Annotated in this window: 13 protein-coding genes; 6 read left to right on the plus strand and 7 right to left on the minus strand. The window is 64.8% G+C overall.

Annotated elements, in window-relative coordinates:
• Positions 1 to 9 precede the first annotated feature (9 nt).
• From sphantq_RS18490 to purC, 3 genes are all read left to right on the plus strand, one after another.
• Complete coding sequence (locus tag sphantq_RS18490; protein WP_269076430.1) at positions 10 to 141, plus strand: hypothetical protein; 132 nt, start codon at positions 10 to 12, stop codon at positions 139 to 141.
• A 74-nt stretch (positions 142 to 215) separates the two neighbouring features.
• Complete coding sequence (locus tag sphantq_RS18495) at positions 216 to 1490, plus strand: aminotransferase class V-fold PLP-dependent enzyme (protein ID WP_272799202.1); 1275 nt, start codon at positions 216 to 218, stop codon at positions 1488 to 1490.
• A gap of 142 nt (positions 1491 to 1632) precedes the next feature.
• Positions 1633 to 2421, plus strand: a complete 789-nt coding sequence (purC, locus tag sphantq_RS18500) for a phosphoribosylaminoimidazolesuccinocarboxamide synthase (RefSeq protein ID WP_066601715.1) — start codon at positions 1633 to 1635, stop codon at positions 2419 to 2421.
• Positions 2422 to 2481: 60 nt separating this feature from the next.
• Here purC and sphantq_RS18505 read toward each other — a convergent pair whose 3' ends face one another.
• Entirely contained in the window at positions 2482 to 3234 is a 753-nt protein-coding gene (locus sphantq_RS18505; protein ID WP_272799203.1) for a sulfite exporter TauE/SafE family protein, read from the minus strand.
• A 51-nt stretch (positions 3235 to 3285) separates the two neighbouring features.
• A complete protein-coding gene (locus sphantq_RS18510; RefSeq protein WP_169793914.1) occupies positions 3286 to 3435 on the minus strand; it encodes a hypothetical protein in 150 nt (49 codons plus the stop codon).
• A gap of 161 nt (positions 3436 to 3596) precedes the next feature.
• On the opposite strand from sphantq_RS18510, the gene purS reads away from it, so the two are divergent.
• Positions 3597 to 3836, plus strand: a complete 240-nt coding sequence (purS, locus tag sphantq_RS18515) for a phosphoribosylformylglycinamidine synthase subunit PurS (RefSeq protein WP_066601702.1) — start codon at positions 3597 to 3599, stop codon at positions 3834 to 3836.
• Positions 3833 to 4507, plus strand: a complete 675-nt coding sequence (purQ, locus tag sphantq_RS18520) for a phosphoribosylformylglycinamidine synthase subunit PurQ (protein ID WP_272799204.1) — start codon at positions 3833 to 3835, stop codon at positions 4505 to 4507. Before purS ends, purQ begins: the two co-directional genes overlap by 4 nt.
• Positions 4508 to 4595: 88 nt before the next feature.
• On the opposite strand, the gene sphantq_RS18525 is transcribed toward purQ, so the two are convergent.
• The 5 genes from sphantq_RS18525 to wecB form a co-directional block, all read right to left on the minus strand.
• Positions 4596 to 6692, minus strand: coding sequence for a GumC family protein (locus tag sphantq_RS18525; protein ID WP_443021563.1), 2097 nt, complete (start codon positions 6690 to 6692; stop codon positions 4596 to 4598).
• Positions 6693 to 6712: 20 nt separating this feature from the next.
• Positions 6713 to 7420: a polysaccharide biosynthesis/export family protein gene (locus tag sphantq_RS18530; protein WP_129926131.1), complete on the minus strand. Its 708-nt coding sequence runs from the start codon at positions 7418 to 7420 to the stop codon at positions 6713 to 6715.
• Positions 7421 to 7522: 102 nt separating this feature from the next.
• Positions 7523 to 8818, minus strand: coding sequence for a UDP-N-acetyl-D-mannosamine dehydrogenase (gene wecC / locus sphantq_RS18535; RefSeq protein WP_272799206.1), 1296 nt, complete (start codon positions 8816 to 8818; stop codon positions 7523 to 7525).
• Positions 8819 to 8912: 94 nt separating this feature from the next.
• Entirely contained in the window at positions 8913 to 9149 is a 237-nt protein-coding gene (locus sphantq_RS18540; protein WP_066601691.1) for a hypothetical protein, read from the minus strand.
• Between the two features lie 173 nt (positions 9150 to 9322).
• Positions 9323 to 10450, minus strand: a complete 1128-nt coding sequence (gene wecB, locus sphantq_RS18545) for a non-hydrolyzing UDP-N-acetylglucosamine 2-epimerase (protein WP_272799207.1) — start codon at positions 10448 to 10450, stop codon at positions 9323 to 9325.
• A gap of 164 nt (positions 10451 to 10614) precedes the next feature.
• On the opposite strand from wecB, the gene sphantq_RS18550 reads away from it, so the two are divergent.
• A complete protein-coding gene (locus tag sphantq_RS18550; RefSeq protein ID WP_066601689.1) occupies positions 10615 to 11919 on the plus strand; it encodes a UDP-glucose dehydrogenase family protein in 1305 nt (434 codons plus the stop codon).
• The last annotated feature ends 133 nt before the right edge of the window (positions 11920 to 12052 follow it).

The following is a 12052-nucleotide window of genomic DNA, read 5'->3' on the forward strand; positions in this document are numbered from 1 at the left end:
CAGTCGCCGATGATGGAGGATGACGATGAAGCCCGCGGCCTGATCGCCGCCATGCGCGCCCGATCGGGCGTCATTATCGCCGCCGTGGGCATGGTGGCGTGGGGCGCCTTGCTGTGGGCCATGTTCGGGGATGTGTTGTAGGCGGATTTCCGCTTGAGCATCGTTGAACATCGGGCAGACTTGTCAGCGGGCCATGCCGGCCCGGAAAGGCGCCCATGTTCGATCGTCGCAGTTTCCTCGGTTCCGCTACCGCCGCCTCCATAGCATCTCCCGCCGCAGCGCAGGCGCTCAAGGCCGTGCCCCTGCCCGCTGCCGACCTCCATGGCCGGGATGAGGACGCTTATTGGAAGGCGCTCCGCGCACAATTCGTGATCCCTGCCGATGTCGTGAACCTGAATGTCGGGACGGTCGGCTCCTCGCCCCGCCCCGTCCTCAAGGCGATTTTCGACGGGTTCGAAACGACCGAGCAGATGACGCAGGCCGGATCGGAGGATTATCCGATCTGGGGCTATGGATCGTGGCAGACCTATCGCAAGCCGTTCGCCGACTTCATGGGCGCGCATGTCGACCAAATGGCGATCCTGCGCAACTGCACCGAAGCGAACAGCTATGTCGCCAACGGCTTCGACATGAAGGCCGGCGACGAAGTGCTGATGAGCGACGAGGAACATGGGTCAGGCGAAATGCCCTGGATGCTGCGCCACCGCCGCTATGGCGTGGTGGTGAAAAAGTTCGCCATGCCCAAACCGCCCAAGGACGCGGCGGCGATATTGAACCGGATCAACGATGCGATCACCCCGCGCACGAAAATCATCTTCGTCAGCCATATCAGCACGGCGACGGGCGTCATATTGCCGGCCAAGGAAATCGCCGCTCTGGCCCGGTCGAAGGGGATCGTGTCCGCCTTTGATGGCGCCCATGCGCCGGGTATGATCAAGGTCGATCTCAACGATATAGGCTGCGATCTTTACACGGGATCGATGCACAAATGGCTGTTCGCGACGAAGGGCACGGGTTTCCTCTACTTGCGCGACGAAAGCGTGATGGACCGGGTGTGGAATACGGTGGCCACGGGCGGCTATGACGATCCTACGCGCAAGGCGGACCGCTATATGCAGATCGGGTCGTCCTGCATCCCCACCTTGATGGGACTGAACGCCGCGATTGAATTGGCCACGAGCATCGGGATGGAGCGGATCGAGGCGCGCAATCGCCTGTTGGCCGACTATATCCATGGCGAGATGGTGAAGCGCGGGGCGGAAAGCTGGACCTCCCCCGATCCGGCGCTGCGCGGGGCGATCGCCACCGTCAACGCACCGCCGGTGCAGCGGATGGAATTGCAGGAGTGGCTGTGGACCAACCACAAGATCCGCGTCCGCGGCGGCAACCCCAGCAAACTCAGGCTCGCGACGCCCTATTTCTTGAGCAAAGCGGACATCGACCGCTTCCTGGGACTGTTCGACGAATTTCGGAAGATGAAGGGGGCGTGATGCGCGCCGATGGAGAACGCATGGAATTGCACGCCTTGCGACTTTGCTCTATGGGCGGCCCAAGCAGCCCCGGCACCCGCTGATCCTCAACGATTCGCGATTGCCGGGGCGCAGTGTTTTATAAGACAAGTCAGGAACGCGCATGGCCCGTCGCCGCCAGATTTACGAAGGCAAGGCAAAGATCCTTTACGAAGGTCCTGAGCCAGGTACGATCATCCAATATTTCAAGGATGACGCTACGGCCTTCAATGCCCAGAAAAAGGGCACGATTTCGGGCAAGGGCGTGCTGAACAACCGGATTTCCGAGCATATCTTCACCCTGCTCGGCCAGATCGGCGTGCCGACCCACTTCATCCGCCGCCTCAACATGCGCGAACAGCTGGTCCGCCAGGTCGAGATCATCCCGATCGAGGTCGTGGTGCGCAACGTCGCCGCCGGATCGCTCAGCAAGAAGCTGGGCATCGAGGAAGGCACGCAGTTGCCCCGCACGCTGATCGAATATTGCTACAAGGACGATGCGCTGGGCGACCCGCTGATCTCCGAAGAGCATATCGCCTGCTTCGGCTGGGCGACGCAGGACGAGATGCACGACATCGCCGACATGGCGATCCGCATCAACGATTTCATGTGCGGCCTGTTCGCCGGCATCGGTATCCGCCTGGTCGATTTCAAGCTGGAATTTGGTCGGCTCTATGACGGCGAATATAGCCGCGTCATCCTGGCCGACGAGATCAGCCCGGACGGCTGCCGCCTGTGGGACATGGCGACCAACGAGAAGCTGGACAAGGATCGCTTCCGCCGCGATCTGGGCGGCGAAGTCGAAGCCTATCAGGAGGTTGCGCGCCGTCTTGGCCTGCTGCCCGAAGGACTGGACACCACTGTGCTCGACCTCGACACCCATCGCAAGAAGCGCGAGAAGGAAGAAGGCTGATCCTTCGATCAGAACGGACAAACCCGGCGAAGGCATCAGGCTTTCGTCGGGTTTTTCATGTCAGGCGATCAGCGCGTCGGCCATCAGCTTGATGCCCAGCAGCACCATCAGCGCGTAGATGAGCGTGTAGAAGCGCGCCGGATCGACCCGTCGCACCAGCGCCACACCGGCGAAGGTCGACAGGATCGTCACTGGCGCCAGCATCGCCGTCGCCATCAGATTGGCGTGGGTGAACTGCCCCAGCGCGGCATAGGCGGGCAGCTTCATCCAGTTCATCGCGGCGAAGGCGAGCGCGGTCGTCCCCACCAGCATGTCACGCGGCAGTTTTTTGGGCAGCACCCACATCTGGAAAGGGGGCGACCCGGCATGGGCGATATGGCTGGTGAAGCCACTGCCGATGCCGAACAGGAAGCCGACCCAGCCGGGCGAATCCGACGGCAGCACCACAGCCTTGCCGCGCTCGATCCACAGGCGTTGCAAGCCGAACAGCACGGAGATGGCGCCGAGCACGCCCAGCACTGCGGTTTCCGACACCTGCGCCGCGAACAGATAGCCAAGGCCGATGCCGACCGCGGCGCCCGGCAGCATGACCTTGAGGATGCCGCCGTCCCAGCTATGCCGATAGACCCATACGCTGACGACGTCCTGCAGGATCAGGATCGGCAACAGGATGGCCGCTCCGCGCACCGGATCGACGGCGAGCGCCATCACCGGCATGGCCAGCGCGCCGATCCCGGCGAAACCGCCTTTGGCTAGGCCCGCAAGGACGACGGCGATGATGGCGCATATATAATAGAGGGTGTCAGTGTTCATGCCCGCCGCTTAGGCGATGCGCGCGGGGATGAGAATGGAGATTTTCTGCGATCAATTATTGGCGCGATAGCCGATCAGCAAACCGAAACAAAAGGTCGCGAGCAGCGCGAGTTGGACCTTGCCGTGCGGATCATCATATCCCACGATCTGCTGCCCCCATGCGAACAGCCCGACAAACATCGCCAGCGCCAGCCCGGACATCGTTCCGCACGTCCCCCAAAATCACGCAGTCACGGTAGCGCAATGGTCGCTAACAAAGTCATAATGGCTTGCCTACGCGCCGCGCCGCGCTTAGGGGGTGCGGCGAAGGTCGGCCGTGCGGAATCGCGCGGCGCCAGTCGATTCCAAGGAGTCCGCGTCCCATGAAAGCCCGCATCTTCGTCACTCTCAAGGGCGGTGTCCTCGATCCCCAGGGCAGGGCCATCCACCATGCGCTCGACGGGTTGGGCTTTGGCGGCGTCAATGACGTGCGCGCCGGCAAGCTGATCGAACTGGACCTGGCCGACGACACCAGCGACGAGGATATCGACGCCATGTGCCGCAAGCTGCTGGCCAACACAGTGATCGAAAACTACCGCGTCGAAAAGTCGTCTAAGGCATGAAGAGCGCCGTCATCGTCTTTCCGGGCAGCAATTGCGACCGCGACCTGGCGGTGGCGTTCGAGGCTGCGACCGGACAGAAGCCCGCCATGGTGTGGCACCGCGACACGGACCTGCCCGACGACATCGACCTGATCGGCGTGCCGGGCGGTTTTTCCTACGGCGATTATCTGCGGTCCGGCGCGATGGCCGCCCGTTCGCCAGTGATGCAGGCGGTGGCGAAGGCGGCCGAGCGGGGCGTATTCGTGCTGGGCATCTGCAACGGTTTCCAGGTGCTGACCGAAAGCGGCCTGCTGCCCGGCGCGCTGCTGCGCAATGCCGGCGGCCATTTCGTGTGCCGCGACGTCGCGCTGACGGTCGAGAATGCTGAAAGCGCCTTCACCAGCCGCTATGCGGCGGGTGAAGCGATCCGCTATCCGGTGGCGCATCATGACGGCAATTATTTCGCCGACGATGCGACGCTTGACCGGTTGGAAGGCGATAGCCGCGTGGCGCTGCGCTACGCCGAAAGCGTCAACGGGTCGGCTCGCAACATCGCGGGCATCCTGAACGACACGGGCAATGTGCTGGGCATGATGCCCCATCCAGAGCGCGTGATCGAGCCGGCGCATGGCGCGACCGACGGTAGGCGCCTGTTCCAGGGGCTGGTCGAGCGGTTGATGGCGCGGGCATAAGCCTAACGCTTCATTGCTGGACATGAAAACAGCGCCTTCTCGATCGGGAAGGCGCTGTTTTCATTCTCACACCGAACGAATGTAGGATTCACCCGCCGCGGTGATAATCATAATCCATCGCCCGGCCTTGCTGCTTGGTCAGGATGGCGCCGACGATCGCGCCGCCGCTGCGCCGCAAGCGTTCGACCGCCGCGCGCAGGCCGCCATGATGGTTGCGGCCCCATTCGACCACCAGCAGGCTGGCCTGCGCCTTGGCCGCCAACAGCGGCGCATCGCCAATTCCCAGGATCGGCGGGGCATCGATCAGCACCGTGTCGTAGCGGTCGCGCACCGCCGTGAGCAGGCCGTCCAGCGCCGGGGTCGACAGCAGTTCCGACGGATTGGGCGGCAGCGTGCCGCAAGGCAGCAGCGCCACGCCCGCGATACCGGTGTCCACGATCACATCCTGCGCCATAGCCTGACCGGTCAGCACTTCGCTGATGCCGCGCGCGGGGGACAGGCGGAACAGGCGATGCTGCACCGGACGGCGCATGTCGCCATCAATCACCAGCACCGACTTGCCCAGGCCCGCCAGCGCCAGCGCCAACGCATGGAGGGTCAGCGACTTGCCCTCCCCTTCTTGCGCGCTGGTGACCAAGATCGATCGCGGCAGCCCGTCTGCCGACGCCAACAGCAGCGACGCGGCGATCGGGGTGAATATCTCCGCCGGCTGGGGATTATCGCCGGTAACCGGCACCGCGCCGAGCAAGGACAGCCCGACCCGTTCCGCCAACGTGTCGGCGGAGGTCACGGCGTCATCGAACATATGCCGCGCCGCCACCAGCAGCAGGCCCAACGCCAGCCCGCCGAGCGAGGCCAGCAGAAGGGTCACGCCTATCCGCGGTGAAAAGGGCCGCGTCGGCACCGCCGCACGATCGAGGGGATAGATGCGACCGGCCTGAAACCCCGCCTGCGACGCCATGTCGCGATAGCGCTGGAGCAGGCTGTCATGCAGCATCCGATAGGTATCGACCGAGCGTTCCATGATGCCCATCTGGACATCGCGGCCCTGCTCCACCTGCGCCTGCTGTTCGAGCTGCGCGATTTCCTTGGCGATCTGATCCTCGCCGCGCACCGCCACCTCATATTGTTCGCGCAGCGACGCCCGGATGGTGTTGGCCATGGAATCGGCCTGCTCATCCAGCGCCGCCAGCTTCGCCCGCGCTTCGCGCATTTCGGGATGGGCATCCTTACGAAACTGCCGTTCCTCGGCAACGGCCGCGCGGGCTTGCGCGCGATCGGCCATAATCTGCTGCATGGCCCCGTTGCCCAGCACTTCGGGCAGCGTGTCGGCGCTGGCGCGCCGCGCGCTTTCCCACCGTTTCTGCGCCGCGATACGATCGGCCGCAGCCTGCGCGCGGAAGGCGTTGAGCTGCGCCAGCCGCGTCGCCACCGACCCGTCGGGGGCGGCAGGCTTGACGGGTTTGCTCTCTTCGCCTGATTGGGCCGGCGTGCCGGTGCGCGTGGCATAGACGGCCATGTCGCGCTCGGCCCGCGCCAGATCGTTGCGCGCGCCGTCCAGTTCGCCCAGCAGGAAGCGGCGCGCCTGCACCCCGGATTCGAAGCCGCGCTTCAGGTCGGCGCGGATCAGGCTGTCCGCATAGCTGTTAGCCACGCGCGCCGAAAGCACCGGATCGGCGCTGACGAAGCTGATCCGCAGAACCCGCGACTTGCCGGGCAGTTCGACCTCCAGATTATCGCGCAGCAGCCGCACGACCATGTCCTGCTCCACCTGACGCTGCGACAAGGTGCCGACGCCCTCTGGCGGGCGGACCTCGTCCATGCCCTTGAAGAAGGTCGGCGTACCGACCAGCGACAGATCGCGCGCGACCTCCTCCGCCAGCGCCCGGCTGCGCAACACCTCCAATTCGGTCTGCATCAGCGTTTCGGTGTCGTTCGCCGATCCGGCGCGCTGGGCCGCGGCGGAACCGGCCGCGCCGGCAGGCACATCCTCCACCTCGACCGAGGCGGTGGCGCGATAATCAGGCGTAGAGGTGAGGATGAAGAGCGCGCCGGCCAACAGGCAGAGCGCCATGGTGACGAACAGGATGACGCGGTGGCGGCGCAGCACCAGCCAGCAGCGCTGCGCGGCGGCGGACAAGCGGGTGCTGAATCCTTCGCCGCCGTTATCCGCATCGTCACGCATCGGGAAAGCAGGAATACCCATCAGTGATTTCCGTCCAGCGCGATAAAGCCGGTGGCGAGCGCAGGCATGGCCAGCAGCGCGCCGCCCATGATCGCCTTGGCGCGCGACAGGCCGACGATGACCATGTCGCCCGGCAGAATTTCAGGATCGGGCGCACGCCCCTTGCGAATGGCGGCCAGATCGAACAACGCGGCCCGCCGCTGGCCGTCCAACCGACGTATGACGACCACCTGATTGAGGCCGGCGAGCCGGGTCGGCCCCCTCGCCAGGGCGACGGCCTGTAACAGCGTCAGTCGCCCTTCGACCGGATAGAGGCCAGGTTCGCGCACTTCGCCATCCAATGTGACGCGGCGGCCCACGGCCTTTTTCACAAACAGGGTGACTTGCGGCGACACCAGATAGCGTTCCCCCAGGCGCCCGGCAATGACATCGCCCGCTTCGCCGGCGGTCAGACCCGCGACCGACACATCGCCGATCAGTGGCATACGGATCATGCCGGCCGCCGTGACCTGCGCGTCTTCCAGCGACAGGCCGGGTTCATGATACACTTGGATGCGCAGCACATCGTCTGGCGCGATACGATAATCCATTCCAATCGCTGGTGGCGGAGGGATCGCCACATAGGCGGCCTCGCCCCGTGGCGCATCCTCCACGGTCGCGCACGCCCCCAGCAGCCCGCAGGCCGCCAGCATCGCAATCGATCGGTTGATGCTGTTTCCGCGCTTCATCCGCGCTCCCGCCCCGTCCTAACCCAGATGAGGCCGGGGGTTAACGGCGCGGCACGATGATGGCAACCATGGACGGGACGGGCTGAAGGCGCCCGATGGCCGTCAGATGGCGAGGCGGTCGGGCGCGGGCTGCGCCAGGCGGCGCGGCTGATCGGGCCAGATGCCCCGCGTGTCATAGACAGCCTTGCCGGCGCGTTCATCGACGGGGACAGATTTGAACATGTCATGATCGACTAGAATGACGAAAACGCCACATTGTTCCAGTGCCGTATCGAGATCGATCAGTTCGGCCCCCGTTCCGGCGAATTCCATCGGCAATGCCTGCGCATAGGGTTCGACCAGCTTGATGCGGCGACCATAGCGCCGCGCCAGCCGCGCGGCGACCTTCACCGCCGGGCTTTCGCGGAAATCATCGATATTCGCCTTGAACGCAAGGCCGAGGCAGGCGACGTCTTCGTCGGCGAAGGCGTCGATCATGTCCGACGCCTTGGCTATGACATAGTCGGTCTTGCCGTCATTCACTTCGCGTGCGGTGCGGATGATGCGGGCATTTTCCGGGTCGCCATGGACGATGAACCAGGGATCGACGGCGATGCAATGCCCGCCGACGCCTGGGCCTGGCGAGAGGATATTGACGCGCGGATGGCGGTTGGCGAGGCGGATCACCTCCCACACGTCGATGTCCACATTCTCCGCGATCACCGACAATTCGTTGGCGAAGGCGATGTTGACGTCGCGGAAGCTGTTTTCGACCAGCTTGACCATTTCGGCCGCGCGGGCGGTTGTGGTGATGCAGGCGCCACGCACGAACTGGCGATAGAAGCCCAGCGCCTTGCGCGCGCAACGCGGCGTGATGCCGCCGATGCAGCGGTCGTTGTCGATCAGTTCGACCAGGATGCGGCCTGGCAGCACGCGTTCCGGGCAATAGGCGATGGCGATGTCGCCCTGCGCGCCCTGCCCCGGCATTTTAAGGTCGGGACGAATGGCGCCGATCACGTCGCGCATCGCTTCGGTCGTGCCGACGGGCGAGGTGGATTCGAGGATCACCGTATCGCCGGCCTTGAGCACCGGGGCGATCGTGCGCGCGGCTTTGAGGACATAGGAGATGTCTGGCGCGCGATCTTCCGACACGGGGGTCGGCACGGCGATGATGAAGACGTCGCTTTCCTCGACCTCCAGGCTGGCGCGCAGGTTGCCGCGAGCGACCACGCCTTGGACCAAGCCATCCAGATCGACTTCCTCGATATGGACGCGGCCGCCATTGACCGTTTCGACCACATGGGCGCTGACGTCGACCCCCACCACCTGCGCGCCGCCACGCGCGATCAGCGCGGCGGTCGGCAGGCCGATATAGCCAAGGCCAATGACGGAAACCTTCTGCTTTGCGTCGACAGGCATGAGGCGGACAATCCTTCAAACGGTGAATTCGCCCGCTTTTGTGCCCGGAAATGCTGAAGATTTCGGTAACGCTCCGGCCGCCGCCGTCTAACCTCTAGCGATAGCGCGGTAAAGGCTGGCGCGCCATGTGCATGGGCGAGCGGATGACCGGCGTGGTGATGATCTTGGTCTTCATCAAAGTACGGATGCGATCGGCGCCATCGGGATTGAGCAGCACGACGCGGGTGCCGCCCGACGTCAGCGGTTCGATGGTCGAAATGGCGATGGCGTGGCGGGCGCAGAGCGCGGTCACGTCGTCCAGCGGCGCGTTCAAATTAATGGCGCGGCTCATGCGGACGGCCTCGTCAGGCTCAGAATTGAGTGGGCGCGTATCGACAGGGTCATGAGACAGGCTCCTTGCATGGCAAGCGGGAGCGCGATTTGTCTCTCGGTCGTAGCGAATGCTTGCGGGCAGGTTTCGCGGCGATGCCGTCCGGTAGCAGATAGCCGCCACGACGTCGCCTTTTATTCCGCCATGGCGGCGCCCGCGCTGATCACCGCAGCGATTCGCGCCGCCGCCTGGCCGTCACCAAACGGATTATGCGCCCGTGCCATCGCCTGATAGGCGTCGTCATCATCCAGCAGCGCCAGCACCTCGCGCACGATGCGGTCGCGGTCGGCGCCCACCAGCCGGGCCGTCCCCGCCTCAATACCTTCGGGCCGCTCGGTCGTTTCGCGCATCACCAGCACCGGCTTGCCGAGCGAGGGCGCTTCTTCCTGCACGCCCCCGCTGTCGGTCAGCACCAGATGGCACATGTCGAGCAGGCGGACGAAATGGGGATAGTCGAGCGGTTCGATCATCGCGACATTGGGCAGGTCGCCCAATACGGCGTCCATCACCGGGCGGACATTGGGATTGGGGTGAACGGGGAAGATCACCGCGACGTCGGCGCGCGCGGCGATATCGGCGATTGACTGCGCGATCGCTTCCATCCCGCCGCCGAAATTCTCGCGCCTATGGCTGGTGACGGCGACGATTCGCTTGCCCGCGAAGCGCGCGGCCAGACCGTCCAGGCCGCTGGCCAGTCCCGGCTGCGCCAACAGCCGATCGCGGGTGGCGAGCAGCGCGTCGATCACGGTGTTGCCGGTGATATGAATGCTGGCGGCGTCCCGGCTTTCGTGCAGCAGCGCGTCGGCCGCGGCCTGGGTGGGCGCGAAGTTCATGTCGGCGATGCAGGCGACGACGCGGCGATTCACTTCCTCCGGCCAGGGATGATGAATATCGCCGCTGCGCAGGCCGGCCTCGACATGGGCGACCGGGATCTTGCGGTAATAGGCGGCCAAACTGGCGACCATCGTGGTCAGCGTATCGCCATGGACGACGATGCGGTCAGGCTGTTCCACGTCGAACGCCTGGCCCAGTTCGACGATCAGCCTGGCGGTCAGCCCGTCCAGCGTCTGGTTGGGGACCATGACGTCCAGGTCGATGTCGGGCACGATCCCGGCAATGTCCAGCACCTGGTCCAGCAGGCCGCGATGCTGCGCGGTCACGATGACCCGCGTCTCCACCCCGGATTGCGCGCGCAGCGCATGGATCACCGGGAACATCTTGATCGCTTCGGGGCGCGTCCCGAACACCAGCGCTACTTTCACATCCATTCCTTCGCCTGCTGCTGCGCCCAGCCTGTCGCAGAAATTGGTAACCAGCCCCTGAACGATATTGCTAAATTCATCGCTGCAACGCAGCGAATTGTAATGTGCGCGCACTATGATACAGCCTGCGCATAGTCACCACGTCTTACGGAGCTGAATAGTCCATGAAAATCACGATGATCGGCACGGGTTATGTTGGACTTGTGTCAGGGGCCTGTTTTGCGGATTTTGGTCATGACGTGGTATGCGTGGACAAGGACGCCGGCAAGATCGCGGCGATCGAGTCCGGGCGGATGCCGATTTTCGAGCCGGGGCTGGACAAGCTGGTGGGCGACAATGCGGCGTCGGGCCGGCTGACCTTCACCACCGACCTGGCCGCTGGCGTCAAGGGCGCCGACGCGATCTTCATCGCGGTCGGCACGCCTTCGCGCCGGGGCGACGGCCATGCGGACCTGAGCTATGTCTATGCTGCGGCGCGGGAAATCGTTGCGGCGCTGGATGCGCCTGCGGTGATCGTGACCAAATCGACCGTGCCGGTGGGCACCGGCGACGAAGTCGAGCGGATCGCGCGCGAATTGAATCCCGACCTCGACATCCAGGTCGTGTCCAACCCCGAATTCCTGCGCGAAGGCGCGGCCATCGGCGATTTCAAGCGGCCCGATCGCGTCGTCGTGGGCACCACCGGTTCGGAACGCGCGATCGCGGTGATGAGCCAGGTCTATCGTCCGCTCAACCTCAACCAGGCGCCCTTGATGTTCACCGGCCGCCGCACCGCCGAACTCATCAAATATGCCGCCAACGCCTTCCTGGCGACCAAGATCACCTTCATCAACGAAATGGCGGACCTGTGCGAGGCGGTCGGCGCGGAAGTGCAGGACGTGTCGCGCGGCATCGGCCTCGACAACCGGATCGGCAGCAAATTCCTGCACGCAGGGCCAGGCTATGGCGGCTCCTGCTTCCCCAAGGACACGCTGGCGCTGGTCAAGACCGGCCAGGACCATGACGCCCCGATCCGCATCGTCGAAACGGTGGTGCAGGTCAACGACCTGCGCAAGCGGGCGATGGGCCGCAAGATCGTCAAGGCGATGGGCGGCGACGCCCGCGGCAAGACGGTCGCGCTGCTGGGCCTGACCTTCAAGCCCAACACCGACGACATGCGCGACGCCCCCAGCCTCGCCATCGTTCAGGCATTGGAAGACGCGGGCGCAAAGATCGTCGCCTATGATCCCGAAGGCATGGAGGTCGCCGCGCCGATGATGCCCAAGGTGGTCATGGCCAACGACGCCTATGAGGCCGCCGACGCCGCCGACGCGGTCGTGCTGGTCACCGAATGGGACATCTTCCGCGCCCTGGATTTGAAGCGCCTGGCCGCCGCCATGACCGGCACCGCGCTCATCGACCTGCGCAACATCTATCCCGCAGACGAGATCGAAGCTGCAGGCCTCGCACTCTCCCGCGTCGGTGGATAAGCAGAAGGCGGGGCGTCCTCACAACGCCCCGCCTTCTCTGCATCGCCAGCCCCGCCCGCATCATTGGCTGATCGCGGCGGCGACGTTGTTCCTGATGGGGATCGCCGTCCCGCTCTTTGCCGCCTTCATTTGA

The sequence above is a fragment of the Sphingobium sp. AntQ-1 genome, assembly GCF_028538045.1.
In the GTDB taxonomy this organism is placed as follows: Bacteria; Pseudomonadota; Alphaproteobacteria; order Sphingomonadales; family Sphingomonadaceae; genus Sphingobium; species Sphingobium cupriresistens.